Origin of the sequence: Streptomyces virginiae, assembly GCF_040638905.1 — a bacterium.
In the GTDB taxonomy this organism is placed as follows: Bacteria; Actinomycetota; Actinomycetes; order Streptomycetales; family Streptomycetaceae; genus Streptomyces; species Streptomyces virginiae_B.
On sequence record NZ_JBEZYV010000007.1, the window covers coordinates 128,431 to 153,195 of the forward strand.

At 72.9% G+C, this 24,765-nt stretch carries 27 protein-coding genes; 10 read left to right on the plus strand and 17 right to left on the minus strand.

The features are described 5' to 3' along the window. Positions 1–9 precede the first annotated feature (9 nt). Positions 10–801, minus strand: coding sequence for a hypothetical protein (locus AB0F82_RS12785; protein WP_356814783.1), 792 nt, complete (start codon positions 799–801; stop codon positions 10–12). A 188-nt stretch (positions 802–989) separates the two neighbouring features. Between AB0F82_RS12785 and AB0F82_RS12790 the strand changes: the two genes are divergently transcribed. From AB0F82_RS12790 to AB0F82_RS12800, 3 genes are all read left to right on the plus strand, one after another. Beyond that, positions 990–2,261 carry a magnesium transporter MgtE N-terminal domain-containing protein gene (locus AB0F82_RS12790; RefSeq protein ID WP_031151459.1) on the plus strand — a complete coding sequence of 424 codons (1,272 nt, stop codon included), beginning with the start codon at positions 990–992 and terminating at the stop codon, positions 2,259–2,261. Between the two features lie 85 nt (positions 2,262–2,346). After that, positions 2,347–2,940 carry a DUF1003 domain-containing protein gene (locus AB0F82_RS12795; RefSeq protein ID WP_356814795.1) on the plus strand — a complete coding sequence of 198 codons (594 nt, stop codon included), beginning with the start codon at positions 2,347–2,349 and terminating at the stop codon, positions 2,938–2,940. A gap of 42 nt (positions 2,941–2,982) precedes the next feature. Beyond that, positions 2,983–4,143: an Mrp/NBP35 family ATP-binding protein gene (locus AB0F82_RS12800; protein ID WP_390077797.1), complete on the plus strand. Its 1,161-nt coding sequence runs from the start codon at positions 2,983–2,985 to the stop codon at positions 4,141–4,143. Between the two features lie 173 nt (positions 4,144–4,316). On the opposite strand, the gene AB0F82_RS12805 is transcribed toward AB0F82_RS12800, so the two are convergent. The 5 genes from AB0F82_RS12805 to sigE all read right to left on the minus strand — a co-directional run bounded on the left by AB0F82_RS12805 (position 4,317) and on the right by sigE (position 8,626). Further along, on the minus strand, positions 4,317–5,069 hold the full coding sequence (locus tag AB0F82_RS12805; protein WP_362626328.1) for a hypothetical protein: 753 nt from the start codon (positions 5,067–5,069) through the stop codon (positions 4,317–4,319). Positions 5,070–5,206: 137 nt separating this feature from the next. Next, positions 5,207–5,644 (minus strand): sec-independent translocase, encoded by a 438-nt coding sequence (locus AB0F82_RS12810; protein WP_362626331.1) that lies wholly within the window; start codon positions 5,642–5,644, stop codon positions 5,207–5,209. Positions 5,645–5,762: 118 nt separating this feature from the next. Next, entirely contained in the window at positions 5,763–7,130 is a 1,368-nt protein-coding gene (locus AB0F82_RS12815) for a S1C family serine protease (RefSeq protein WP_362626334.1), read from the minus strand. Between the two features lie 54 nt (positions 7,131–7,184). Then, positions 7,185–7,850 carry an anti-sigma factor family protein gene (locus tag AB0F82_RS12820; protein ID WP_362626337.1) on the minus strand — a complete coding sequence of 222 codons (666 nt, stop codon included), beginning with the start codon at positions 7,848–7,850 and terminating at the stop codon, positions 7,185–7,187. Continuing rightward, entirely contained in the window at positions 7,847–8,626 is a 780-nt protein-coding gene (gene sigE, locus AB0F82_RS12825; protein WP_362626340.1) for an RNA polymerase sigma factor SigE, read from the minus strand. The genes AB0F82_RS12820 and sigE overlap by 4 nt, the downstream gene beginning before the upstream one ends. Positions 8,627–8,803: 177 nt before the next feature. Between sigE and AB0F82_RS12830 the strand changes: the two genes are divergently transcribed. Then, entirely contained in the window at positions 8,804–9,466 is a 663-nt protein-coding gene (locus tag AB0F82_RS12830; RefSeq protein ID WP_030032218.1) for an O-methyltransferase, read from the plus strand. Between the two features lie 380 nt (positions 9,467–9,846). On the opposite strand, the gene AB0F82_RS12835 is transcribed toward AB0F82_RS12830, so the two are convergent. Next, positions 9,847–10,014, minus strand: a complete 168-nt coding sequence (locus AB0F82_RS12835) for a DUF3117 domain-containing protein (protein ID WP_003966491.1) — start codon at positions 10,012–10,014, stop codon at positions 9,847–9,849. A gap of 333 nt (positions 10,015–10,347) precedes the next feature. On the opposite strand from AB0F82_RS12835, the gene AB0F82_RS12840 reads away from it, so the two are divergent. After that, on the plus strand, positions 10,348–11,151 hold the full coding sequence (locus tag AB0F82_RS12840; RefSeq protein WP_362626344.1) for an enoyl-CoA hydratase/isomerase family protein: 804 nt from the start codon (positions 10,348–10,350) through the stop codon (positions 11,149–11,151). A gap of 98 nt (positions 11,152–11,249) precedes the next feature. On the opposite strand, the gene AB0F82_RS12845 is transcribed toward AB0F82_RS12840, so the two are convergent. Both AB0F82_RS12845 and AB0F82_RS12850 read right to left on the minus strand, forming a co-directional pair. Beyond that, positions 11,250–11,828 carry a DNA-3-methyladenine glycosylase I gene (locus tag AB0F82_RS12845; protein ID WP_362626347.1) on the minus strand — a complete coding sequence of 193 codons (579 nt, stop codon included), beginning with the start codon at positions 11,826–11,828 and terminating at the stop codon, positions 11,250–11,252. After that, positions 11,825–12,181, minus strand: coding sequence for a DivIVA domain-containing protein (locus tag AB0F82_RS12850; RefSeq protein ID WP_356814774.1), 357 nt, complete (start codon positions 12,179–12,181; stop codon positions 11,825–11,827). Before AB0F82_RS12850 ends, AB0F82_RS12845 begins: the two co-directional genes overlap by 4 nt. 76 nt (positions 12,182–12,257) lie before the next feature. Between AB0F82_RS12850 and folP the strand changes: the two genes are divergently transcribed. Next, a complete protein-coding gene (folP, locus tag AB0F82_RS12855) occupies positions 12,258–13,118 on the plus strand; it encodes a dihydropteroate synthase (protein WP_362626351.1) in 861 nt (286 codons plus the stop codon). 66 nt (positions 13,119–13,184) lie between these two features. On the opposite strand, the gene AB0F82_RS12860 is transcribed toward folP, so the two are convergent. Next, positions 13,185–13,952, minus strand: coding sequence for a TIGR00730 family Rossman fold protein (locus AB0F82_RS12860; protein ID WP_356814772.1), 768 nt, complete (start codon positions 13,950–13,952; stop codon positions 13,185–13,187). Positions 13,953–14,016: 64 nt separating this feature from the next. Next, positions 14,017–15,096: a succinyl-diaminopimelate desuccinylase gene (gene dapE / locus AB0F82_RS12865; RefSeq protein WP_362626354.1), complete on the minus strand. Its 1,080-nt coding sequence runs from the start codon at positions 15,094–15,096 to the stop codon at positions 14,017–14,019. An 87-nt stretch (positions 15,097–15,183) separates the two neighbouring features. On the opposite strand from dapE, the gene AB0F82_RS12870 reads away from it, so the two are divergent. Together AB0F82_RS12870 and AB0F82_RS12875 are read left to right on the plus strand one after the other, a co-directional pair. Continuing rightward, positions 15,184–16,167 (plus strand): hypothetical protein, encoded by a 984-nt coding sequence (locus AB0F82_RS12870; RefSeq protein WP_390077805.1) that lies wholly within the window; start codon positions 15,184–15,186, stop codon positions 16,165–16,167. 275 nt (positions 16,168–16,442) lie between these two features. Further along, positions 16,443–16,808: an ATP-binding protein gene (locus AB0F82_RS12875; protein WP_362626357.1), complete on the plus strand. Its 366-nt coding sequence runs from the start codon at positions 16,443–16,445 to the stop codon at positions 16,806–16,808. A gap of 68 nt (positions 16,809–16,876) precedes the next feature. Here the strand turns inward: AB0F82_RS12875 and dapC are convergent, their stop codons facing one another. Continuing rightward, positions 16,877–17,974: a succinyldiaminopimelate transaminase gene (gene dapC, locus AB0F82_RS12880; protein ID WP_362626360.1), complete on the minus strand. Its 1,098-nt coding sequence runs from the start codon at positions 17,972–17,974 to the stop codon at positions 16,877–16,879. A gap of 107 nt (positions 17,975–18,081) precedes the next feature. After that, positions 18,082–18,411 (minus strand): ferredoxin, encoded by a 330-nt coding sequence (gene fdxA, locus AB0F82_RS12885; protein WP_030027294.1) that lies wholly within the window; start codon positions 18,409–18,411, stop codon positions 18,082–18,084. Between the two features lie 117 nt (positions 18,412–18,528). Here fdxA and AB0F82_RS12890 point away from each other — a divergent pair, with 117 nt between their 5' ends. Then, a complete protein-coding gene (locus AB0F82_RS12890) occupies positions 18,529–19,515 on the plus strand; it encodes a GNAT family N-acetyltransferase (RefSeq protein ID WP_362626363.1) in 987 nt (328 codons plus the stop codon). A 65-nt stretch (positions 19,516–19,580) separates the two neighbouring features. Continuing rightward, positions 19,581–20,306 carry a transglutaminase-like domain-containing protein gene (locus AB0F82_RS12895; RefSeq protein ID WP_362626624.1) on the plus strand — a complete coding sequence of 242 codons (726 nt, stop codon included), beginning with the start codon at positions 19,581–19,583 and terminating at the stop codon, positions 20,304–20,306. 552 nt (positions 20,307–20,858) lie between these two features. Here the strand turns inward: AB0F82_RS12895 and AB0F82_RS12900 are convergent. The 4 genes from AB0F82_RS12900 to AB0F82_RS12915 form a co-directional block, all read right to left on the minus strand. Then, positions 20,859–22,838: a hypothetical protein gene (locus AB0F82_RS12900; RefSeq protein WP_436842079.1), complete on the minus strand. Its 1,980-nt coding sequence runs from the start codon at positions 22,836–22,838 to the stop codon at positions 20,859–20,861. Positions 22,839–23,043: 205 nt separating this feature from the next. Next, positions 23,044–23,427, minus strand: coding sequence for a DUF6113 family protein (locus AB0F82_RS12905; RefSeq protein WP_356815332.1), 384 nt, complete (start codon positions 23,425–23,427; stop codon positions 23,044–23,046). Continuing rightward, the gene (gene mshB, locus AB0F82_RS12910) at positions 23,424–24,320 is read right to left on the minus strand and encodes an N-acetyl-1-D-myo-inositol-2-amino-2-deoxy-alpha-D-glucopyranoside deacetylase (protein WP_362626369.1); all 897 of its coding nucleotides are present in this window, start codon (positions 24,318–24,320) and stop codon (positions 23,424–23,426) included. Before mshB ends, AB0F82_RS12905 begins: the two co-directional genes overlap by 4 nt. An 85-nt stretch (positions 24,321–24,405) precedes the next feature. Beyond that, a complete protein-coding gene (locus tag AB0F82_RS12915; RefSeq protein WP_030036986.1) occupies positions 24,406–24,600 on the minus strand; it encodes a hypothetical protein in 195 nt (64 codons plus the stop codon). Positions 24,601–24,765: the final 165 nt, after the last annotated feature.

Genomic DNA, 24,765 nt, shown 5'->3' on the forward strand with positions numbered 1-24,765 from the left:
GCGTACTCCCTAAGGTTTGGTGGGGTTCGCGCCCTGGCCCGAGCCCTTGGAGGGGGCCGGGGCCGCCTCGCCGCCCTGGTCCTTCGTCGTCGGCAGCTGGCTGCCGTAGTCGACCGTCTGGTCCTGCGCGGGCGGGTCCAGCTGGAACGGCTTGCCCCACTCCGCGAGTTCCACCCGGCCGGCGCCGCCGGCGCGCTCCATGAGCAGCGGGTAGGGGGTCCCCTCCAGGGACACCGAGAGCTTGCCGCCCTTGCCCTCGTCCGCGGTGACCTGGACCGCGCGCGTGTGCCCGACCTTGGTGTAGGAGCCCTTGGCGAGCTTGCCCTCCAGGCCCAGCAGTCCGTCCAGCAGGACGTCCATGTCGGTGAAGCCGCGGAACTGCTTGTAGGAGGGGTCGCCCTCGGGCACCTTCACGTACTTGTCGCCGAGCTTGCCGGCCGAGTCGGACTGGCCCCAGAACGCCGCGCTGGCCTTCAGGTAGAGCTGCTCCCCCACGCGCAGCAGCTGGAAGGTGTCCTCCTTCGACTTCACCTCGCCGGAGCCGCCGTCCGCCTTCAGCCGCATGTCGACGGTGAAGGACTTGCCGCCACTGACCAGCGTGCCGGACAGGTGCACCGAGTCGGCGCCGGTCGCGGCCGCCTTCGCCTTCTCCTCGATCTTGTCGGCGGAGAGCTTGCCGACGCCGTTCGTGCCCTCGTCCGGGTCGTCCCCGCACCCCGTCCCGGTCACGGCAAGACCCGCGCACAGCACACCGATGAAGGCGGCCCGGCGCAGCCGCGCGGCGGGGAAGTAGGCGGTCACGGGCAGGTGCCTCTCGTCGTTCGTCTGCGGCCAGCAGGCAGCGTACCCGTCCGTGTGCGGCGGCCCGCGACCGCTCCCCCGCGGTCCGGCGGTCCCCGGGCGGACCTCCCCACCAGGACGCCTTCCCGCGGCACGGGCTAGCCTGAGGGGCGGCACGACTGTCGACAGACGCTCTAGGAGGCGCTCGGATGGCTGCAGGCGCCCCGCGGATCTTCGTCTCGCATCTGTCGGGTGTGCCCGTTTTCGATCCCAACGGCGATCAGGTGGGCCGGGTCCGCGACCTCGTCGCGATGCTCCGGGTCGGCGGCCGTCCGCCGCGGCTGTTGGGCCTGGTGGTCGAGGTGGTCAGCCGGCGGCGAATCTTCCTGCCGATGACCCGGGTCACGGGGGTCGAGTCCGGTCAGGTCATCACCACCGGTGTCATCAACATGCGGCGCTTCGAGCAGCGCCCCACCGAGCGGCTGGTCCTGGGCGAACTGCTGGACCGGCGGGTGACCCTGGTCGCCAGCGGCGAGGAGGTCACCGTCCTGGACGTGGCCATCCAGCAACTGCCGGCCCGCCGGGACTGGGAGATCGACCGGATCTTCGTGCGGAAGGGCAAGTCGGGTGCGCTGCGCCGGCGCGGCGAGGCCCTGACGGTGGAGTGGTCGGCGGTGACGGGCTTCTCGCTGGAGGAGCACGGGCAGGGCGCCGAGAACCTGGTCGCCACCTTCGAGCAGATGCGCCCCGCCGACGTGGCGAACGTCCTGCACCACCTGACTCCGAAGCGGCGCGCCGAGGTGGCCAATGCCCTCGACGACGACCGGCTCGCGGACGTCCTGGAGGAGCTGCCCGAGGACGAGCAGGTGGAGATCCTCGGCAAGCTCAAGGAGGAGCGCGCCGCCGACGTCCTGGAGGCGATGGACCCCGATGACGCGGCCGACCTGCTGTCGGAGCTGCCGGAGGACGACAAGGAGCGGCTGCTGACGCTGATGCAGCCCGATGACGCGGCCGACGTGCGCCGCCTGCTGTCCTACGAGGAGAACACCGCCGGCGGTCTGATGACGACCGAGCCGATCGTGCTGCGCCCGGACGCGACGGTCGCGGACGCGCTGGCCCGCGTACGGCAGGCGGACCTGTCGCCGGCGCTGGCGGCGCAGGTGTACGTGTGCCGGCCGCCGGACGAGACGCCGACGGGCAAATACCTGGGCACGGTGCACTTCCAGCGGCTGCTGCGCGATCCTCCGTTCACCCTGGTCAGCTCCATCGTGGACACGGACCTGCCGCCGCTGCGGCCGAACGCCTCGCTGCCCGCGGTGACCACGCACCTGGCCGCCTACAACATGGTCGCGGTGCCGGTGGTCGACGAGGGCGGCTCGCTGCTGGGCGCGGTGACGGTCGACGACGTACTGGACCACCTGCTGCCGGACGACTGGCGGGAGACGGAATTCCATTCCGAGGAGGCCGTCGGTGGCCGCTGAGCGAGGACGCTTCGACCGGGGGCGTGGCGAACAGGCGCGCGAGCGGCGCCGGGAGCAGATCCGGGAGCGGCGCGAGCAGGCGCGGATGCAGGCGCGCGAGCACGGGCTGGCGGCGGAGGCGGCGGAACGTTCCGCCGAGCGCGCGGCGAAGCCGTCGAGCGGGTCGAGCGCGCTGACGCGCCCGCGCGTGCGCCTGGACCTCCCGAGGGCGCCGCGCCGGTCCCTGCTGCCCGAATACGACCCGGAGGCCTTCGGGCGGCTGTCGGAGCGGGTGGCGCGCTTCCTGGGCACGGGCCGGTTCATCGTCTGGATGACGCTGGTCATCATCCTCTGGGTGCTGTGGAACGTCTTCGCGCCGGACGACCTGCGCTTCGACAAGTACCCCTTCATCTTCCTGACGCTGATGCTGTCGCTCCAGGCGTCCTACGCGGCACCGCTGATCCTGCTCGCGCAGAACCGGCAGGACGACCGCGACCGGGTCACCCACGAGCAGGACCGCAAGCAGAACGAGCGCTCCATCGCCGACACCGAGTACCTGACGCGGGAGATCGCGGCGCTGCGGATGGGCCTGGGCGAGGTCGCCACGCGCGACTGGATCAGGTCGGAGTTCCAGGTCCTGATCAAGGAGATGGACGAGCGCCGTCTATTCCCGGCGGAACGTGATGAAGGCGACCGCTGACGGGCTTTCCTGAGCCGTGCTACCGAGCCGTACCATCGGGGCATGGCTACCGACACAAGCTCCGCCGCCGTGCCTGAGCAGGACGCGATCCTGGACGCTCTGGCGACGGTGAACGACCCCGAGATCCACCGGCCGATCACCGACCTCGGCATGGTCAAATCGGTGGAGATCGGTGACGGCGGCGCGGTCGCCGTCACGGTCTACCTCACGGTGTCGGGCTGCCCCATGCGCGAGACCATCACCAAGAACGTCACCGAGGCCGTCGAGAAGGTCGCCGGCGTCACCTCCGTCGCCGTGACCCTCGACGTGATGAGCGACGAGCAGCGCAAGGACTTGGCCGCCACGCTGCGCGGCGGCACCGCCGAGCGCGAGGTGCCCTTCGCCAAGCCGGGCTCGCTGACCCGCGTGTACGCGGTCGCGTCCGGCAAGGGCGGTGTCGGCAAGTCGTCCGTCACGGTGAACCTGGCCGCGGCGATGGCGGCGGACGGCCTGAAGGTCGGCGTGGTCGACGCGGACATCTACGGCCACAGCGTGCCGCGCATGCTGGGCGTGGACGGCCGTCCCACCCAGGTCGAGAACATGATCATGCCGCCGTCCGCGCACGGCGTGAAGGTCATCTCCATCGGCATGTTCACCCCGGGCAACGCCCCGGTCGTGTGGCGCGGGCCGATGCTGCACCGGGCCCTGCAGCAGTTCCTGGCCGACGTCTTCTGGGGCGACCTGGACGTGCTGCTGCTGGACCTTCCGCCGGGTACGGGTGACATCGCGATCTCCGTGGCCCAGCTCGTGCCGAACGCCGAGATCCTGGTCGTCACCACCCCGCAGCAGGCTGCCGCCGAGGTGGCCGAGCGGGCCGGCTCGATCGCCGTGCAGACCCACCAGAAGATCGTCGGCGTCGTCGAGAACATGTCGGGCCTGCCGTGCCCGCACTGCGACGAGATGGTGGACGTCTTCGGCTCGGGCGGTGGCCAGAAGGTCGCCGACGGGCTGACCAGGACGGTCGGCGCGACGGTGCCGGTGCTGGGGCAGATCCCGATCGACGTCCGGCTGCGCGAGGGCGGCGACGAGGGCAAGCCCGTCGTCCTGTCCGACCCGGACTCGCCGGCCGGTGCGGCCCTGCGCGCGATCGCGGGCAAGCTGGGCGGCCGGGCGCGCGGCCTGTCGGGCATGTCCCTGGGCATCACCCCGCGCAACAAGTTCTAGGAGCTGTCTCGCATGCCGGGCGCGCGGTGGATGACGCCGCGCCTCGGCGGCATCCACCGCTCCCTGATCGGGCCTGATCGACAGGACACCGCCTGGCCCCGTCGCGAAGGGAAGGGCACCGCCGGCCGGCGGTGCCCTTCTTCCGTACCCGTGCCCCTGCCCGGCCGGTGCGGCTACTCGTACGTGCCGAGGTCGGAGATCGCCGAGAAGCCGAGGCCGTAGGCGCTCATCCCGCGCCCGTAGGCGCCCAGGTGCACCCCGCTCCCGGTGGAGCCCGCGAGCACCCAGCCGAACTCGGACTCGCGGTAGTGGAAGGTGGTCGGCTCCCCGTCCACCGGCAGCGACAGCGTGGACCAGTCCTCGCCGGCGAGGTCGTCGGCCAGCTCCCACGCGGCCTCGGTCTGCTGGTCGAGCCAGTCGTCGCGCAGGGTGTGGTCCATCTGTCCGGGCCAGCTGTAGGCCAGCAGCCCGGAGCCGGCCAGCCAGGCCGCCGAGGAGACGGAGGTGGCCTCCAGGACTCCGGTGCCGTCGCCGCTGCGGCGCAGCGGGTTGCTCGCCACGGTGATGACCACCGCGAAGCGTTCCTTCTCGCCGGTGGCGATCTCGCCCCGGGCGGACGGCTCGTCACCGTGGCCGGTGGAGCCGTGCTCGACCGTTCCGTCGGCGGCGGTGCCGACCTGCATGAGCCAGCGGCGACCGGTGAAGGCCTCGTCCAGCCCGTACCAGGGGAAATCAGCGGCCAGGAAGCCGTCGGCCGTCCGGCGGGCCGCCGGCACGGGGGCGGCGGCCTCCGGCTGCTGCTCCTCGGCACGGTCGCCCGTATGGGGGCTCGTATGCGGACTGGTATGCGGTTCCTGTGCGGGGTCTGCGGCGGCGGGTGCCTCGGCGGTCTGCGCGCCTACCAGGCTGCTGCTCGTCGTCTCCATCTGGGCGGCCTCTCGTTCCGTGGGGTCCGGAACGGCCCTCCCCCTCGCTGCGCTGGGGGGACCCCCTCCCTCGGGCGTCCCGCGATCCGGACAGATGGAGGATAGCCACCGGACCCCGGATCACCGGGCAGGCTGGGTCAGGTGGCGTCGGCGTCGAAGCGCACGCGCTGCTCGGCGGCCGGGGCCGCGGGCTTCTTCAGCAGGTCCGCACCGGCGGCGGCCGCGCCGGACGGGGAGGCCGGGGCAGGGTGGGGTTCCGGGTTGTTGACGGCGTCGGTGACGTCGTTCAGCTCCTTGCGGAGGTCGAAGCTGGTGCGGATCTCCTTGAGGTCCTCGTTCTCCGTCAGCTGCTTGCGGATGAAGGTCTTCGGATTGAGGTCCTCGAATTCGAAGTCCTTGAACTCCGGGCCGAGTTCGGAGCGGATGTCCTGCTTGGCGCTGTCGGAGAAGGCACGGACCTTCCGGATGAAGCCCGTGACGTCCTGGATGACCTTGGGCAGCTTGTCCGGGCCGAAGACGAGGATGGCCAGGATCACGATCGTGACGAGTTCGAGTGCGCCTATGTCGTTGAACACCTTGCCGCTCCTCGGCTCTCTGTCACTTCGGGCCCGAACACACGGTACCCGGCCTTGCCCGCGGGCCCATACACGCGTCCCGGCCCCGTGGGGGTTTCACCCCCCGGTCATCCCGGGATCATGAGCCGTTCGCCGACCCGAGGACCACGCCCAGCGTGTGCTCCCGGCCGTCGCGCAGCACGGTCAGGGTGAGCCGATCGCCCGGGCGGTGGGCCCGGATCTTGATGATCAGCTCGTCGCCGCCGCGGACCCGCTGCCCGTCCACCTTGGTGATCACGTCACCGGGCTTGATGCCGGCGCGCGCGCCCGGTCCTCCGGCGGTCACGGACGGCTTGCCGTCCTCGCCCTTGTCCCCCACCCGGGCTCCGTCACCCGTGTAGTCCATGTCGAGGGTGACCCCGATGACGGGGTGCGTGGCGTGGCCCGTGGCGATGAGCTCCTCGGCGACGCGCTTGCCCTGGTTGATGGGGATGGCGAAGCCCAGGCCGATGGAGCCGCCCTGCCGGTCGGGGTCGTCCTTGTCGGCGCCGCGGATCGCGCTGTTGATGCCGACGACGTGCGCCCGGGCGTCGAGGAGGGGGCCGCCGGAGTTCCCGGGGTTGATGGGGGCGTCGGTCTGGAGGGCGTCGACGTAGCTGATGTCACTGCCGTCGCCCTTGTCGCCGCCCGCGGTGACGGGCCTGCCGGTGGCGCTGATGATGCCGGCGGTGACCGTGTTGGAGAGGTCGAAGGGCGCGCCGATGGCCACGACCGGGTCGCCGACCTTCACGTTCTCGGAGTTCCCCAGGCTGAGCGGCCGCAGCCCGCGCACCCCGCTGACCTTGACCACGGCCAGGTCGTAGCCGGAGTCGCGGCCGACCAGCTCGGCGGTGACGCTCTCGCCGGTGCTGAAGGTGACCGCTATCTCCTTGGCGTCGGCGACCACGTGGTTGTTGGTCAGGATGTGCCCCTGCGGGTCCAGCACGAAGCCGGTGCCCGTGCCGCTGCTCTTCGCGCCCCGCACGTGCAGGGTCACCACGCCGGGCAGTGCGGTGGCCGCGATCCCGGCCACGCTGTCGGGCGCCCGGCCGTTGTCGGCGACGGCCGCCTGCGGCAGCTCCAGCCTGGTGCTGCTCTGCCGCTCGGCGAGCACGCCGACGTAACCGCCGATCCCGCCCGCGAGCAGCGCCGTTCCCGCGGCGAGGGAGGCCACCTGCCACAGCCGGAACCCGGGGCGGTCCCGGCCCCGGTCCACGACCTGGAGGGGCTGCTCGCCCCAGGGGTCGTACCGGCCCTGGTGGGCCGGCGGCTCCTGGGCAGGGGCCGCCACCCGCTCGGCGGCCCCGTTCCCGCCGTCGTCGGCGCCGTCACCCTCTCCGTCTCCGTCGACGGCTTCGCCGGCGGTCCCGGGCCGCGGGGCCGGAACCCCGTCCCGACGGCTGTCGGCCGTGCCCTCGGGCCGGCTCCACCACTGCGGAGCCGGTTCGGTCTGCTGCCTGTCGGCCATGGGCGCTCCCCGCGTACCTGTGCGCATGTCCGGCCGATTCAACCAGGTCCCGGGTCAGCGCAGCAGGGAGACCGGACGGGCCGAGCCCGGCGGGGAGGGCTGGGGCGGCGCCGGCGGGCTCGCCACGGCCGTCAGGAGGGTCGGTACGGCCGCAGGAGTGGGCGGCCGGTCACGGATCGCCGCGTCGCTCACGGGCAGGGCGGGGCCGGGCCTGGATGTGGGCGCAGGGGAATCACCCCGGACGTTCGGCTCCGTGCCCTCCAGCGGCAGGGTGCCGCCCAGCGCGAGGGCCGCCAGCGACACCGCTCCGGCGGCGACGAAGGCGAACCGGCGGCGCGGACGGCCCACCTCGTGGATGCGGAAGCCCTCCTGCTGCGGGCGGACGGCGGCGACGGGCAGCCCGTACGCGAAAGCCTCGAAGGGGTCGGGCTGGGCGGAGCCCGGTCCCGGTGGACCCGCGGGGCCGGACGGGCCGTCGAGACCGCCTCCCGGAAGCTGCTGGAGGCGCGCGAGCAGGCCCGCGGACACCGGCGGCGGCGCGCTCTCCACGAACATGGTCTTCAGACGCCGCTGGGCATCGGCCTCGGCCTTGCACTTGGCGCAGGTCGCCAGGTGCGCCAGGACCCGCTCGCGCGCGTCGTGCTTCAGCTCCCCGTCCACGAGGGCGGCGAGCCGGTCACCGAGATGCTGTTCGGCAGGGGACGGACTGGCTCCGGTCACTCGGCTCCGCCCTCTCTCCCTGCGTCCGGCCCGCCCGTCGCCACACCCGCCATCGCGCGCTGCTCGGCACGGGCCGCGGGGGACCGGTGCTTGAGCGCCTTGCGCAGGTGCGAGCGGCCGCGGTGGATGCGGCTGCGCACGGTGCCGAGCTTCACGCCGAGCGTCGCGGCGATCTCCTCGTAGGACAGGCCCTCGATGTCGCACAGCACCACGGCCGCGCGGAACTCGGGGGCGAGGGTGTCCAGCGCCTGCTGGACGTCCGCGTCGAAGTGCGTGTCGTGGAGGACCTGCTGGGGGGACGGCTCACGGCTCGGCAGCCGCTCGGCGGCGTCGTCGGCGAGCGCGTCGAAGCGGATCCGCTGCTTGCGGCGCACCATGTCCAGGAAGAGGTTCGTGGTGATGCGGTGCAGCCAGCCCTCGAACGTGCCGGGCGTGTACGTGGACAGCGAGCGGAAGACGCGGACGAAGACCTCCTGGGTCAGGTCCTCGGCGTCGTGCTGGTTGCCCGTCAGGCGGTAGGCAAGGCGGTAGACCCGCGCGCTGTGCGTGCTGACGATCTCCTCCCACGAGGGAGGGGTCCACGCCTGCGATCCCGCATCTGCGGCAAAGGTCGCTGTGGTTGCGGTGTCTGCGGTGTGGAAGCGGTCAGCAATGTAGGTCACGGATTTCGGCTCACCCGCCGACCAGAAGAGGCGTCTGAACACGCCCCCACGATCCACAGGCGCAGCCGCACCTCCCCTGTCGGCTCTGGTGGTGTCCAGTGGAGTCCCTACCATAGCCACCCCCTCTGTCAGCTCCGGATAAGGGTTTTTGCAGTATCTTTACGCAAGCCTTAGGCCCCGGGGCGGTCCCCGCCGCCGATCTGCCCGGCGCCGTCCTTCTCGTCCCGCCTCCACCCCTCACAACGCCCGGTCCCATCTGCGGGTTCCCGACGTCAACGGATACAGTCACCGTTGCGCCAACTATGGGGACAGGAGAGGGTCATTACCGGCAACCGGCAGACGAGCTGGGCGTTCGCCGACGCGTTTGTCGCCGAGGACGACGCTCTGCGATGGGCCCGCGACCGGTCCAGGGAAGCGGGCCTGCGCTCCGTCTCCCCCGGGACCGGCGCCGCGCTGCGCCTGCTGGCCGCAACCGCGGACGCCAAGGCGGTCGCCGAGATCGGCACCGGAACCGGCGTCTCCGGCATCCACCTCCTGCACGGGATGCGCCCCGACGGGGTCCTGACCACGGTCGATCCCGAGGCGGACCGGCAGGCCTTCGCCCGCCAGGCCTTCCGCGCCGCCGGCTTCGCGGGCAACCGCGCCCGCTTCATCCCCGGCCGCGCACTCGACGTCCTTCCCCGGCTCGCCGACGGCGGGTACGACCTCGTCTTCTGCGACGGGGACCCGACCGAGTCCCTCGACTACCTCGCCGAATCGTTGCGCCTGCTGCGCCCCGGGGGGCTGGTGTGCTTCGAGGGGGTCTTCTCCGACGGCCGCACGGTCGACTCCGCGGCCCAGCCGGTGGAGGTGCTCCGCGTCCGCGAGCTGCTGCGCAGCGTCCGGGAGAGCCCGGCACTGGAGGCCGCGCTGCTCCCGGTGGGCGACGGACTGCTCTGCGCCGTGCGCCGCTGACCCGTCCGCACCCCGGCGCCCGGGCCGGTCAGCTCAGGAGCGTGAAGGTGAGGGCCGCCGTACCGCCCAGAGCGGTGCCGGCGAGCAGCTGGCCGGGGTGTGCGCCCGCAGCACCAGACGGGCCCGCGGCGGACAGGACGCGGGCCGCCTTCTGGCGGGGGTGCAGTCGGCGAAGGCCGGCGGCGCGGGCGGGGAGAAGGTCACGTGCGGCTCCGCCGGGGCCCAGGTGCCAGGGGTGTCCTGGCCGATCAGGCCGCCGCGAGCCCTGCCCGACCGACGGGACACCCCTGGGACACGACACAACGCTGCCCCGGCCGCAGATCGCGGTCGGGGCAGCGCAGAGAATGCGAAAAACAGAAGGTGGAAGTGCTGTCAGCGGGTCAGCCGACGACCTTCTTCAGGGCGTCACCCAGGGCGTCCGCCTCATCGGGGGTCAGCTCGACGACAAGCCGACCGCCGCCCTCGAGCGGTACGCGCATGACGATGCCCCGCCCCTCCTTGGTGACCTCGAGCGGGCCGTCGCCCGTCCGCGGCTTCATGGCCGCCATGCTCGTTCCCCTTCCTGAAACCAGCTCATCGTCAGCCGACGGCCCCATTCAGGCGCCTAGTACCCGGCATCGAACACATTGCTTCCCAGCCATTATCCCGCATGTCAGGACCCGATGACCAACATCACCCGGGAACGCTTGGGCAACGCGCTCGGCCAAAACCACTCATTTCGGGGATCCGCCTGCGATACTTCGCCGCCGCACCTGGGGAACGGCTCCGGCTTTCTTTGACACACATCACATGTGCGCTCGGCGTCCGGTCCGCCATGCTGGCCCTTGCACCGGCCGGTACCGGCCGGTAGCCAAGCCCGCGACGAAGGGGGACCCCCTGCCATGGCCGACAGTGTGCTCTACGAAGTGACCGACGGACTCGCGACCATCACGATCAACCGTCCCGACGCGATGAACGCGATGAACACCGAGGCCAAGGTCGCCCTGCGCGACGCGGCCCTGGCGGCGGCCGAGGACACCGCGGTCCGGGCGGTCCTGCTGACCGCCGCCGGGAACCGGGCCTTCTGCGTCGGTCAGGACCTCAAGGAGCACATCGGGAACCTCGCCGCGGACCGGGAGACCGGCTCCTCGCTGACCATGAACACGGTCAAGGAGCACTACAACCCGATCGTGCGGGCGCTCACCGAGATGCCGAAGCCCGTGGTGGCCGGCGTCAACGGCGTCGCGGCCGGGGCCGGCTTCGGCTTCGCGCTGGCGGCCGACTTCCGCGTCGTAGCGGACACCGCCTCCTTCAACACCTCCTTCGCCGGCGTGGCGCTCACCGCCGATTCCGGGGTCTCGTGGACCCTGCCCCGTCTGATCGGCGCCTCCCGCGCCTCGGACCTGCTGCTCTTCCCGCGTTCGATCAAGGCGCAGGAGGCGTACGAGCTCGGCATCGTCAACCGCCTGGTGCCCTCGGACTCCCTGCACGCCGAGGCCGAAGCCGTGGCCCGCGCCCTGGCCGCGGGTCCGACGGTCGCCTACGCCTCCCTGAAGGAGTCCCTCGCGTACGGGGCCTCCCACACGCTCGCGGAGTCCCTGGCGCACGAGGACGTCCTGCAGACCCGTGCGGGGGCCTCCGAGGACCACTCCATCGCCGTCCAGGCGTTCCTGGCGAAGCAGCCCCCGAAGTACCTCGGCCGCTGAGCCGCGCTGCCGTCCCGCGGGGGTCCGGGGTGTCTCGTCCGTCAGGCCGGACCAGGGTGCCATGCCCCGCGAGCCCGGCGTGACCGGCGAGACACCCCCTACGCCGGGTCGCGCAGGGCGCAGGCGGCCAGGTGGTCGTTGACCAGCCCGCACGCCTGCATCAGGGCGTAGGCGGTCGTCGGGCCGACGAAGCGGATGCCGGCCTTCCTGAGGGCCTTGGCGAGGGCCGTGGACTCCGGGGTGACCGCCGGGACCTCGGTGACGGTGAGCGGGGCCGGGCCGGGCTCCTGGGGGGCGTGGGACCAGACCAGGGTGTCCAGCTCGCCGGACTCCCAGCCGGCGAGGACCTTCGCGTTGGCCAGGGTCGCCTCGATCTTGGCCCGGTTGCGGATGATCCGCTCGTCGGCCAGCAGCCGCTCCGCGTCCGCGTCGCCGAATTCGGCGACCGCCGCGATGGAGAAGTCGCAGAAGGCCTTACGGAAGCCATCGCGCCGGCGCAGGATCGTCAGCCAGGACAGCCCCGACTGGAAGGCCTCCAGGCACAGCCGCTCGTACAGGGCGTCGTCGCCGTGGACGGGACGGCCCCATTCGGAGTCGTGGTAGGCGACGTAGTCGGGCGTGGACAGCCCCCACGGGCAGCGCAGCAGGCCGTCCGGGCCCGCCACCGCTCCGGTCACCGCTCACCGCCCTTGCTGAGGTCGACCGGGCCGGAGGCGTCCCGCGGGGCCGCGGCCCCGGGCGACGCCGTTCCCGTCAGCAGCGCGATCCTCGCGTCCCGCTCGGCGAGCTCCGCCGCGAGCCGCTCCAGTACGTCGTCCACCTCGGCCATCCGGTAGCCGCGCGGCGCGACCGGCAGCCGCAGCGCGGCGATGTCCTCCCGCACCACGGGCCGGGTCTCCGGCAGCCCGTCCGCCACCCGGTCCGGCTCCGCTTCCGGCAAGACGGCCTCCGAGCCGCCGCCGATCACCGCGAGGGTGACCGCTGCCACGACCACGACCAGCGCGATCATCAAGAAGAAGAACACGATCAACTCCCCTGAGAGACTCCGGCCACCAGGTTAAGGTCGCAGGCGAGGCGCGAGGGCCGCCGGAGGAGGAGAGACCAGGATGCTGCGACTGGGCAGGCGCGAGTTCGACACCCACGAGCCGGTGATCATGGCCATCGTGAACCGGACTCCGGACTCCTTCTACGACCAGGGCGCGACGTTCCGCGACGAGCCCGCGCTGGACCGGGTGGAGCGGGCCGTCGCCGAGGGCGCCGCGATCATCGACATCGGCGGGGTCAAGGCGGGCCCGGGCGAACACGTGGACGCGGTCGAGGAGGCGCGGCGCACGGTCGGTTTCGTGGCCGAGGTCCGCCGCCGCCACCCGGACGTGGTGATCAGCGTGGACACCTGGCGGCACGAGGTCGGCGAAGCCGTCTGCGAGGCCGGGGCGGACCTGCTGAACGACGCGTGGGGCGGGGTGGACCACAAGCTGGCCGAGGTGGCGGCACGCTACGACGTCGGCCTGGTCTGCACGCACGCCGGCGAGGTCGAGCCGCGCACCCGGCCGCACCGGATCGCGTACGAGGACGTGATGGCGGACATCCTGCGGGTCACGGTCGGGCTCGCCGAACGGGCCGCGGCCCTCGGCGTCCGCCGGGACGCGATCATGATCGACCCGGGTCACGACTTCGGGAAGAACACCCGCCACTCGCTGGAGGCGACCCGGCGGCTGGAGGAGATGACCGCGACGGGCTGGCCGGTGCTGGTCTCGCTGTCCAACAAGGACTTCGTCGGCGAGACCCTCGACAAGCCGGTCAAGGAGCGGCTGCTGGGCACGCTGGCCACCACGGCCGTCTCGGCCTGGCTGGGCGCGCAGGTCTACCGCGTCCACGAGGTCGCGGAGACCCGCCAGATCCTGCACATGGTCCGCTCGATCCAGGGCCACCGGCCGCCCGCGGTCGCCCGCCGCGGCCTGGCCTGAGCCGCCGCCGGCCGGAGGCCGGCGCTCGTCCCCGCGGGCCGGCCGGGGCCGGCCCGCGGACCGGACCTACTTCCCGACTTCCTTCGTCACCAGGGCGATCGCCTCTTCCACGTCGTCGGTGACGTGGAAGAGGTAGAGGTCCTTCTCCGAGGCCTTGCCCTGGGCGATCACCGTGCCCCGCAGCCAGTCGACCAGGCCGCTCCAGTACTCCGTGCCGAAGAGCACGATGGGGAAGCGGGTGATCTTCTGGGTCTGGACCAGGGTCAGCGCCTCGAACAGCTCGTCCAATGTGCCCAGCCCGCCGGGCAGCACGACGAAGCCCTGGCTGTACTTCACGAACATCGTCTTGCGGACGAAGAAGTACCGGAAGTTCAGGCCGAGATCGACGTGCTGGTTGAGCCCCTGCTCGAAGGGGAGCTCGATGCCGAGGCCGACGGAGATCCCGTTCGCCTCGCGAGCGCCCTTGTTGGCGGCCTCCATCGCTCCCGGACCGCCACCGGTGATCACCGCGAACCCTGCGTCCACCAGCGCGCTGCCGATCCGCACGCCCGCCTCGTACTCGGGCGAGCCCTCCGGGGTGCGGGCCGAGCCGAACACGCTGATCGCGGGCGGCAGCTCGGCCAGCGTGCCGAAGCCCTCGATGAACTCCGACTGGATGCGCAGGACCCGCCAGGGATCGGTGTGCACCCACTCGGAGGGCCCGGCGGAGTCCAGCAGCCGCTGGTCCGTCGTACTGCCCGCCTGCACCTGGCTCCGCCGCCTCAGCACCGGCCCGAGCTGCTGCTCCTCGGGCCGGCGACGAGCGGACCCGTCGGAAGTGCCGGGGTTGCCCATGATGTGCTCCCTCCTGCTGATCGTTGGATCAGGGTAGGCGCAGGAAGGTGACGGGAAGCGGAATTCAGGAGGTCAGCCAGGCGCGGAGTCGTTCCTCGCAGTGCAGGATGGCCTTCGTCTCCACGCGCTCGTCGACCTTGTGGGCCAGCAGGGCGTCGCCCGGCCCGTAGTTCACCGCCGGGACGCCCAGCGCGCTGAAGCGGGAGACGTCCGTCCAGCCGAACTTCGGCATGGCCCGGCCGCCCACCGCCTTCATGAAGGCCGCCGCGGCGGGGTGCGAGAGGCCCGGGAGGGCCCCGCCGGAGGAGTCGTCGACGACGAACTCGGCGATGTCGCAGTCCGCGAACACCTCGCGGACGTGGGCGACAGCCTCCGCCTCGCTGCGGTCGGGGGCGTAGCGGAAGTTGACCGTCACCGTGCACGCGTCGGGGATGACGTTGTTCGCGACGCCGCCCTCGATGCGGACGGCGTTGAGGCCTTCGTGGTACTCCAGGCCGTCGATGACCGGCTTGCGGGGCTCGTACGCCGCCAGCCGGGCCAGGATCGGGCTCGCCGCGTGGATGGCGTTGGAGCCCATCCAGCTGCGGGCGGAGTGGGCGCGCTCCCCGGCGGTGCGCAGCAGCACGCGCAGGGTGCCCTGGCAGCCGCCCTCGACCTCGGCGTTCGAGGGCTCCAGCAGGACCGCGAAGTCGCCCGTGAGCCAGTCGGGGTGGGCTTCGGCGACCTTGCCGAGGCCGTTGAGGTCGGCGGCGACCTCCTCCTGGTCGTAGAAGACGAAGGTGAGGTCCCGGTTGGGCTCGGGCACGGTCGCGGCGATGCGCAGCTGCACGGCGACGCCGGACTTCATGTCGGTGGTGCCACAGCCCCACAGGACGTCGTTCTCGTCGAGGCGCGACGGGACGTTGTCGGCGATCGGCACGGTGTCGAGGTGGCCGGCGAGTACGACGCGCTCGGCGCGGCCGAGGTCCGTGCGGGCGACGACGTTGTTGCCGAAGCGGTCCACGGTGAGGTGGGGCAGGCCGCGCAACGCGTCTTCCACGAGGTCGGCGAGTACCTTCTCGTCGCCGCTCACGGAAGGGATGTCGACGAGCCGGGCGGTCAGCTCGGCGGCGTCCAGGGTGAGGTCCAGCTCGGATTCGGACATGGAACTGACCCTAACGCCCCGGGGTGTGGCGAAGCGTCCCTCGTCCGGCCGGTGGACGCGTCATATGCCTCAAGTACGGTGGGCCGCGTGTCCGAGATCCGTGATCCCCGTCCTCGCCGCCGCAGGCTGCTCCGTGTGGTCGTCGGCCTGCTCGTTCTCCTGTCGGTGGCCGGGTACTTCGCCGTGCAGCGCGCCTCGAACGGCGGGGGCGCCCCCTTCTGCGTCGCGAGCGCGGACGCGTCGAGCCGTGGCGGCGGCTCCGAAAAGTACGAGATGTCCCCGGAGCAGGCGGCGAACGCGGCGACCATAGCCGCCGTCGGCATCGCCAAGGGCCTGCCGGACCGGGCCGTCACCATCGCCCTGGCGACCGCCATGCAGGAGTCCGCCCTGCGCAACCTCGACCACGGCGACCGGGACTCGCTGGGGCTCTTCCAGCAGCGCCCGTCGATGGGCTGGGGCACGCCCGAGCAGATCACCGACCCGGTCTACTCGGCCGGGATCTTCTACGACCACCTCGTCGACGTGCCGGGGTACTCGCGCCTGCCGCTGACGGTGGCCGCGCAGAAGGTGCAGCGCAGCGGTTACCCGCAGGCCTACGCCAAGCACGAGCCCGACGCGACGGTGCTGACCGCGGCCTTCGCCGGCGGCGGCAGCCTCGACTGCGGCGGTCCGGCGCCCACGCAGCCGGGCGACCCGGAGAAGGTGCGCGAGGGCCTGGTACGGATCTTCGGCAAGGACGGGATGCACACCTTCGGCCCGCAGGGCGCCCAGGCCGGTCAGGCCGGCCGCAGCGCCGGCGGCGTCCGGGCCGTCGAGGAGCCCGAGATCACGATGGTGGAGAAGCGGGACGCGGGTGAGGCCGCGACCCGCCGCAGCCGGGCGATGGCCCACTGGGCGGTGGCCAATTCGCGCGGGATGGGGATCGCCCGGGTCTCCTACGACCTGCGCGGCTGGGTCGCGGGCAAGGACCGGGGCCGGTGGCAGGACAAGGCGGACGCGGGCGCGAAGAACGGCGACGGCGATCCCTACGGAGCGGCTCCCGGCGAGGTGCGGATCTTCATGGCCCGCTGATCGCCCGCGCCCCGGCGCAGCGGGCGCGGGTCAGCCGCGGGTACCCGGCCGCGCGTACGGGTGTTCACTCCTGCGGGGGTGATCACCACCGCGCCGCACCCCGCCGCACGGACGCCCCGGAGGGACGGAACCCCTGGTCGGCGCGCATCCAATGCTCTTGTCGCGGAAGCCGATTAAACGATGCGTTACCGATCCTTTACCCGGTGGCGCCGCAACTCCACCCGCCCCCCGAGCGGTTAGTCAGGCGTACTCAGCCGCTACCGCTTAGGAGCATCATGTCCCTCCCCCTGACCCGTCGGATCGCCCGTGCCGCGCTGCTCGTCGCAGCCGGGGCAGCGCCCGTGGTCGGTGCGGCCGGCGCGGCCAACGCCGCCGGTCTGGAGTCCGTGCCGCAGCTGGGCGCACTCACCGCCACGGACGCCCCCGCGGCGACCGCCGACACGGCCACGGGAACGGCCACCGACGCCATCGGCACCGCCGGTGACGCGGCCAAGACCCTGCCGGCCCCCGCCTCCGACCTGGCCGGCCAGGCCGGCGGCCTGCTCGGCGGTCTGCCCACGACCCAGGAGCTGCCGGTCTCCGCACTGCCCGTGGGCGGTGTCCTGCCGGCGGGACTGCCCGGCGGCGGCCTGCAGGGCTGACACCCGGGAAACACCGAGGGGGCCGGGAGTTGCACACTCCCGGCCCCCTCGGGCTGTCACGGGCCCGGTCAGCCGAGGCGCTTGACCGCTGCCTCGACGCGCTCGTCGGTGGCGGTGAAGGCGACGCGCACGAAGCGGGCGCCCGCCTCGCCGTAGAAGTCGCCGGGCGCGACCAGGATGCCCAGGTCCGCGAGGTGGGCGACGGTGTCCCAGCAGGGCTCGTCCCGGGTCACCCACAGGTAGAGGCTCGCCTCGCTGTGCTCGACCCGGAAGCCGTGCGCCTCCAGGGCCGCGCGGAGCGCCGCACGGCGGGCCGCGTAGCGCTCGCGCTGCTCCGCCACGTGCCGGTCGTCACCGAGGGCCGCCACCGTGGCCGCCTGCACCGGGGCGGGGGTCATCATGCCGCCGTGCTTGCGGATCTCCAGCAGCTCGCCGAGCACGTCCGCGTCACCGGCGACGAAGGCCGCCCGGTACCCCGCCAGGTTGGAGCGCTTGGACAGGGAGTGGACCGCGACGATCCCCTCGTACGAGCCGCCGCACACGTCGTCGTGGAGGACGGAGACGGGCTCGGCCTCCCAGCCCAGCTCCAGGTAGCACTCGTCGCTGAAGAGCAGGATCCCGTGCTCCCGGGCCCAGGCCACGATCCGGACGAGCTCGTCCTTGGCGAGGACCTTGCCGGTCGGGTTGGACGGGGAGTTGAGCCACAGCAGCTTCACGCGTGCCGGGTCGAGGTCGGTGGTCGGGTCGTCGTAGACCACCGGCTCCGCGCCGCACAGCCGCGCCCCGACCTCGTACGTCGGGTAGGCGAGCCGGGGGTAGGCCACCTGGTCGCCGGCGCCCAGGCCCAGCTGGGTCGGCAGCCAGGCCACCAGCTCCTTCGAGCCGACGACCGGCAGGACGTTGCGGTGCTCGGCGGCGCTCGCGCCGAGCCGGCCGCGCAGCCAGCCCGTGATGGCGTCGCGCAGGGCGGCCGTGCCCCACACCGTCGGGTAGCCCGGGGAGTCGGCGGCGTCGATCAGGGCCCGCCGGATCAGCTCCGGGACCGGGTCCACGGGCGTGCCGACGGACAGGTCGACGATGCCGTCCGGGTGGCCCGCCGCCGTCTTCTTGTACGGCTCCAGCTTGTCCCAGGGGAAGGCGGGAAGACGGTCGGATACTGCGGCCACGGTGGTCTCTGCTCTCTCTGAGTGCTGGTGGGACGGGTCGGAAAACACCGCGGTCCCGTGCGGCGGGCAGGCCGTACGGGACCGGGGGGCGCTTCTGCCGTGAAAGGTCAGTGCTCGCCGTTGATGCCGGCGGGCAGCCCCGCGACGAAGGGGTGGTCGCGCTCGATCAGGCCCAGCTTGGAGGCACCACCGGGCGAACCGAGCTCGTCGAAGAACTCGACGTTCGCCTTGTAGTAGTCCTTCCACTCTTCCGGAGTGTCGTCCTCGTAGAAGATGGCCTCGACCGGGCAGACCGGCTCACACGCACCACAGTCGACGCACTCGTCCGGGTGGATGTACAGGGACCGCTGGCCCTCGTAGATGCAGTCGACGGGGCACTCTTCGATGCATGCCTTGTCCTTGACGTCGACACAAGGCTCCGCGATGACGTAGGTCACGCTCTCGTTCCTCCTCGGTAGGGCTTTCCATATCGCGCGGGAGCGCGGCGTCGTCGATGCCCGCCCCTAGTATCTCCGTTCCCGGGCACGATCCGAACAGGAGGGGCGGACAGAGCTGTGGAAATCACTGCCGGAGGACTGCTGGAGGTTCGAATCACCCCGGCTGACGTGGGTAAACGTGTCTCTGTACGACGGGTGGAGACCGGACTGGGCGGATCACCCGAGTTCACGGACACGGTCGGTGTTCTCACATCCTGGGACCAGGGTGTGCTGCTGATCACAAAGAAGAACGGACAGTCCGTCCGCATCACGCAATCCTCGCTGGTGGCGGGCAAGGTCGTGCCCGCGGCGCCGGCCCGGCGGCGCGGTCCGGCGGCCTCCTTCGAGGAGCTGACGAGGGTCTCGGCGCGGGCCTGGCAGCCGCTGGAGAGCGAGCCCCTGGGCGGGTGGACGCTGCGCGCTGCCGCCGGGTTCACCCGGCGGGCGAACTCCGTGCTGCCGGCGGGCGACCCGGGCATACCGCTCGACGGTGCACTCGCGCGAGTGACCTCCTGGTATGCGGAACGAGGACTTCCGGCCTATGTGCAGGCCGCCACGGGGGCCGCCGGCACGCAGGAGCTGCTGTGCGCGGAGCTGGAGCGCCGGGGCTGGGCGTCCGAGGCGTCGGCGGAGGTACGGATCGGGGCGCTCGCCCCGGTGGGCGACGTGGACGCGCCCGCGAGCGGGTCCGTGACTTTGACCCGTGTCCCGGACGAGGAGTGGCTCGGGCGCTACGGGAGGGTCTCCGACCCGGACGTGGCCCGGCGGGTCCTGGTGCAGGGCCCGTCGGTGTGGTTCGCCTCGCTGCCCGGGGGTCGGGCGATCGGACGGTGCGTGGTGGACGGCCGGTGGGCCGGCTTCGCGGCGGTGACGGTCGATCCCGCCCACCGGCGGGAGGGGCTCGCGACGGCGGTGATGGCCGCCCTGGCGCGGCGTGCGCTGGAGGAGGGCGCGTCGGCGGCGTGGCTGCAGGTCGAGACGGACAACGCGGGGGCGCTGGCGCTGTACGACGGGCTGGGCTTCTCGACGCACCACGTCTACCACCACTTCCGGGCGGCCCGGTGAGCACGCCGGCCTGGCGGGAGCAGTTCGCGGCGCAGGCCCGGTCGGAGCGGCCCGACCTGGCGCTGATGTGCCTGCTGCTGGCGGCTGAGGCGGATCCGGAGCTGGACGAACGTGCCATGGACTGGGCGCAGATCGAGCTGGACCGGCTGGCCGGGATGCTGCCGTACGGTCTGCGGGACGGGCGCGCGTGGGCCTCGGCGGTGACGGAACTGCTGGGCGGGCGCCTCGGTTTCCACGGCACCCCGGCGGACTACGAGCGGCTGTCGTCCTCGCTGCTGCACGAGGTGCTGCGGCGCCGGCGCGGTCTGCCGATCCTGCTGTCGGTGGTGTGGCTGGAGGTCGCCCGGCGGGCGGGCGCGCCGGTGTACGGGCTGGGGCTGCCGGGCCACTTCGTGGTGGGCTTCGGCGACCCGGAGGAGGGCGTGGTGGTGGACCCGTTCGCGGGCGGCGCCTCCCTGGGCGCCGGGCCGGCGGAGCTGGCGTCGGGGCCTCGCGCACCGGCCAGGACGCTGGACATCGTGCTGCGGATCCTGACCAACATCCGCGCGTGGGCCTCCACCCGCCCGGAGCAGTCCGGGGTGGCGCTGTGGGCGCTGGAGCTGTCGCTGCTGCTGCCGTCGCATCCGGCGTCGCTGCGCTACGAGCGGGCGCGGCTGCTGGTGGAGCGGGGCTCCTTCCGGGAAGGGGCGGCCGAACTCGACGCGTACGCCGAAGTCGTCGCGGCGGTGGACGACGACGCGGCGGCCCGCATCCGCGCCGAAGCCGTCTCGGCCCGCGCCCTCCTGAACTGACCGCGAGCCCGCCCGCGCCCGGCGCCGCCCGGCCGGGGTGCGCGGGGATTCCGCCGGGGCCGGGGGCTCCGGCAGGGGCGGGGTCCCGCGGGCCCCGCCAGGTGCGGGTTCCGCCCGGCGCCGGGCGCCGTCCGCCACAGCAGGTTCCGCCACCCCCGGTTCCGGCGGGGCCGGGTGTACGTCGGGGCGATCCCCGCAGGCGCCGAACGCACCGCCGCCGTACCTGCCGACCCCGAGAACCGATTCGGCGCCCGAGGAGACGCCCCGGCGTGCGCCCGGCCCGTTGGAACCGGCCCCCGCCTCGCGGCGCCCGGCGTCCGGCGTCCGGCGTCCGGCGTTTTGAGGACCGGGGTCGGGGGCGGAGCCCCCGCGGTGGCGCGGACCGTCAGGAACAGCCCTTCTCGCGGGCCACGTGCACCGCTCCGGCGCGGTTGCGCGCCGCCAGGTTTTGAATCGCCACCGCGTCGTGCGCGCCAGGTGGCGGATGCCATGCGGCGGACATGACGGTGCCCCCGCCCGGATCCCGGGCGGGGGCACCGTCGACGCCGTGTCTCAGCTGGGGTTGGTGTCGATGACCACGGTCCGCTCGGCCGGGGTCTTGCCGCGCAGGGCCTTGGCGAGCGCGCCGACGACGTCCTGCGGGGTCACCGCCGTCTTGGCGCCGGTGCCGCGGGTGATCATGACTCCGTCGAAGGTGTTCCCGTAGGTCGCCTTGAGCGCCTCCAGGTCGAACTTCTCGGTGAGGCGGCCGTCCACGGCCTGCATGCTGAGGATCTTGGGCAGCGACAGCTTGCCGAAGGCGATCGACTTGGGGCCGGCCTTGACGGTGGCGTTGGCGGACATCGCGGGCTCCGCGAACTCCTTCATCGCACGGTCCAGTTCGGCCTGGTTGATCGTCGGTTCCCTGGTGGTGGTCGGCAGCTGCAGGACGGCGGCCTTCCCCGTGCCGACCTGATCGCGGAAGGCCTTGGTGACGAGGTCGACGGAGCCGTCCACGTCCAGGGTGGTGCCCGCCTTGCCGGGGACGGCGACGGCCTTGCCGGTGTCGAAGGTGATCGTGCCCTCGGTGACGGAGCCCGCCGTGCCGGCGAGTTCCTGGAGCGCGACCGTGAGCTTCTCCTCGTCGACGGGCATCACGGCGTCGGCGACCCGCTCGTTGCCGAGGAGCGAGCCGATGACCGTGACGGGGTTGTAGTCGCTGCCGGCGGCGTTGCGGACGGTGGTCTGGCTGTCCAGGGTCAGGCCGGCCTTGTCGGGCTTCAGCTCGACCGGCTTGCCGCCGACGCTCAGCTGGATCGGTGCCGCGGCGCGGGTGCCGAAGGCCGTCTGGAGCTTGGAGACGGCCTCGTCGCGGCTGCCGCTGATGTCGACGCCGAGGACGGTAGTGCCCTTGGGGACGTCGGAGTGGTTCAGAAGCAGCCCTGCGCCGTAGGCGACGCCGACGAGCGCCACGATGCCGCCGCCGATGAGGACCAGCTTGGAGCGGCCCTTCTTGGCGGGCTTCGCGGCGGTCTTCTTGTCCGCGGGCTGCGTGGAGCGGGGGGCGGCCGGCGCGGGGGCCGGTACGGGGGTCGGCAGCGGGCCGTCCAGGTCCGGACCGGGCCAGCCCGCGGCCTCCGCGGCGGACGGGCCGCCGCCGGCGGGACGGGAGCCGAAGCCCGGGCCGCCGGTGGGGCCGGCGGGGCCGTCGGCCTGGCTGTCGTAGACGGGGAACGCCTCGGTGGACGGGCCGCCGTCGCCGTGGCCGGTCCCGTACGCGGGGAAGCCCTGGGTCGTGCCGACGCCGGGACCGCCGGGCACCGGGGCCGCCGGGGCGGGCGCCTGCTGCGGGGCGTAGCCCGTGCCGTAGTCGGCGACGGGCGGCGGCGGGGTGCGCGGCGGCGCGTACGCGGCGTCCGGCGCCGGCGGCGCCTGGGTGTGCCGCGGGGGCTCGAAGCCGGCGCCGGGCGCGGGCGGCGGCGGGGTCGGCGTCGCACCGGGCACCCGCTTGGCGAGCGGCGGCGCCGGGGCGGCCGGCGGCATCTGCGCCGCGGCGGGCGCCGCGGGCGCCGTGGGGGCGGGGGCGGGCGGCTTGCGGGGCGCGAACCAGTTGCTGGCGGCCTCTTCGGCCTTCGCCGGGGCCGGGTCCGGCTCGGGCGCGGCCTCGACACGGGTCGGGCGGGGACCGGATCGCTGCGGGAGCGGGGGCTCGGCCTGCTGCCCGGGCGCCGGCTCCGACGGGGTCGGTGCCCCGCCGGACGTGCCGGTGTTGGTGCCCATCGACTTGCGCACGACCACCGGGGGGATCGGCCGCGAGCCCGGGATGTTGATCCGGATCCGGGTCGTCAGGGTGGTCTCGGTCTTGGGCCCGTCGGATTCGGGCGTGGACGGGTTCGAGGTCACAGGGTTCTCCTCCGGGGCGGTCGCCGCGCCGGGCCCGGGCACAGTCGTGGACGGGTACTGGCCGGTTCCGTACGGCGGCGTACCCGAGGGGTAAGCGGCTCCCCCGTGCCCCTTGGGCCCGGAGGACGAACTGTCGGTTTCACGACTCAAGGCAGGTTCTCCCGGTTGGCTCCGCCGCCCGTCATACCGTGCGCGGGCAGCTCGGCGGCCCGTCCACCATACTGGCCGCCGCCCGCGCGCAACTGACTGGCGGGAATCAGGGGTTCCCTTTGGGGCCCGTCAAACCCCCCTGAAGCGCCACGAGAGCCCCCGCCCCCACCGGTCCGCCGGGCGCCCTACGAGGTCCGACACCACGTCACTTGACGGGCCGGGAGGCCGAAACCGGCCGATCGGCGGGAAGGGTGATCGTGGCGCACATCACAGCCAGCGCCGTTCCGCCCAAAAGGTAGGCGTACATGCCGATTCCGGACGAACTGAGGATGAAGTCCCCCTCGGGGCGCGGGAGGCTGAGCACCACGTAGGCGAGGAACCAGCCGACCGCGCCGCCGCCCACCCCGAGGCCGGTCCCGAGGGCGAGCCGGCCGCCGAGGAACAGCCCGAAGAGGGCCAGCAGCGCGAGCAGCAGCCCGCCGGGGAACCACAGGTCGACGACCAGCCAGCCGGCCGCGCCGGTCAGCGCGCCCAGCACCAGCAGGCCCAGGCAGCCGGCGAGCCGGCCCGCCGTCAGGGTGCCGGTCACGCGTCCACCCCCGCGAAGAGGTCGTGTTCGCGCTCGCCCGCCGCGACGCCCGGTCTGCCCTCGACCAGTTCGTAGTACTCACGGGCGAACAGCGGCTGCGCCAGGTCGTTGGAGAGGGCGAAGAAGGGCCCGTCCACGGCGATCTGGGTGGCGTGGGCCCGCATGGCGGCCGCCTTGGCCGCCACGAGGGCCTCGTCGGCGTCGATCTCGGCGGTGATCCGCTCGTCGTCGACGACCCCCGGCACGTCCTTGGGGGAGGCCAGTCCCGGGAAGGACACCCCGTCCCCGGCGGCGCTCAGCCGGGCGAAGCCCTCCTCGACCACCGAGAGCGGGACGCGGTTCCAGTAGATCTTCCCGATCGTGTGGGGATCCCCGAGGTCGCGCCGGTACGCCTTCTCCGCGGCCAGTTCGGCGGCGCGCATGGCGACCCGGTGGGCCTGGATGTGGTCCGGGTGCCCGTAGCCGCCGTCCGGGTCGTAGGTGACGAGCACCTGCGGGCGCAGCTCCCGGATCACCTCCACGAGGTACGCGGCGGCCTCGTCCACGTCGGCGGACCAGAAGGCCTCCGGGCGGCGGTTCTGCGGGGCGCCCATCATCCCGGAGTCGCGGAAGCGGCCGGGGCCGCCGAGGAACCGGTGGTCATGGACGCCCAGTTCGGCCATGGCCGCGGCGAGCTCGCCGATCCGGTGGGCGCCGAGGGTGTCGTCGCGGTCGGCCGCCAGGTGGGCCAGACCGGGCGGGATGACCTCGCCCTCCTCGCCCAGGGTGCAGGTCACCAACGCGACGTGGGCGCCCTGGGCCGCGTACTTGGCCATGGTGACGCCGTTGTTGATCGACTCGTCGTCGGGGTGCGCGTGCACGAAGAGCAGACGACGGGCGGGAAGACCGTTCATGGGCCTAGCGTAGGGGGTGCCCCGCGCCGGAACAGGCCTGCCCGCCCCGCCCGGCGGGCCCCGGCGGCAGCCGCCGGGACGCCCGTCAGAACTTGATGCCGCTGATCATGCTCGCCACGTTCGAGGTGAGCTGGCTGAGGGTCGGGGCGATGGTGGAACTCGCCAGGTAGAAGCCGAGCAGCACACAGACCACCGCGTGTCCCGCCTTCAGGCCCGCGCGGCGGACCAGCAGGAAGACGATGATCGCCAGCAGCACCACGGCAGAGATCGAGAGTGCCACGGCGTTTCACCTCCACGTCGAGCGGACATCGGTACGCGTATTCGTGCTCGGCGAGAGTCATACCCACCGTGCGCTACGGATCATAACTATCCGTGCCAGCGCATCGATCGAAATCCGGCAGCACAAGGGGCGCATGCCGCGCACGGCCGGGGTCACACAAAGGCC

Bases quoted from the DNA above. Each gene is read 5' to 3' on its own strand.
- AB0F82_RS12790 (WP_031151459.1), top strand. From the start codon at position 990: ATGGCTGCAGGCGCCCCGCGGATCTTCGTCTCGCATCTGTCGGGTGTG.
- AB0F82_RS12795 (WP_356814795.1), top strand. From the start codon at position 2,347: ATGCAGGCGCGCGAGCACGGGCTGGCGGCGGAGGCGGCGGAACGTTCC.
- AB0F82_RS12800 (WP_390077797.1), top strand. From the start codon at position 2,983: ATGGCTACCGACACAAGCTCCGCCGCCGTGCCTGAGCAGGACGCGATC.
- AB0F82_RS12805 (WP_362626328.1), bottom strand. From the start codon at position 5,069: ATGGAGACGACGAGCAGCAGCCTGGTAGGCGCGCAGACCGCCGAGGCA.
- AB0F82_RS12815 (WP_362626334.1), bottom strand. From the start codon at position 7,130: ATGGCCGACAGGCAGCAGACCGAACCGGCTCCGCAGTGGTGGAGCCGG.
- sigE (WP_362626340.1), bottom strand. From the start codon at position 8,626: ATGGTAGGGACTCCACTGGACACCACCAGAGCCGACAGGGGAGGTGCG.
- AB0F82_RS12835 (WP_003966491.1), bottom strand. From the start codon at position 10,014: ATGGCGGCCATGAAGCCGCGGACGGGCGACGGCCCGCTCGAGGTCACC.
- AB0F82_RS12840 (WP_362626344.1), top strand. From the start codon at position 10,348: ATGGCCGACAGTGTGCTCTACGAAGTGACCGACGGACTCGCGACCATC.
- folP (WP_362626351.1), top strand. From the start codon at position 12,258: ATGCTGCGACTGGGCAGGCGCGAGTTCGACACCCACGAGCCGGTGATC.
- AB0F82_RS12860 (WP_356814772.1), bottom strand. From the start codon at position 13,952: ATGGGCAACCCCGGCACTTCCGACGGGTCCGCTCGTCGCCGGCCCGAG.
- dapE (WP_362626354.1), bottom strand. From the start codon at position 15,096: ATGTCCGAATCCGAGCTGGACCTCACCCTGGACGCCGCCGAGCTGACC.
- AB0F82_RS12875 (WP_362626357.1), top strand. From the start codon at position 16,443: ATGTCCCTCCCCCTGACCCGTCGGATCGCCCGTGCCGCGCTGCTCGTC.
- AB0F82_RS12895 (WP_362626624.1), top strand. From the start codon at position 19,581: ATGTGCCTGCTGCTGGCGGCTGAGGCGGATCCGGAGCTGGACGAACGT.
- mshB (WP_362626369.1), bottom strand. From the start codon at position 24,320: ATGAACGGTCTTCCCGCCCGTCGTCTGCTCTTCGTGCACGCGCACCCC.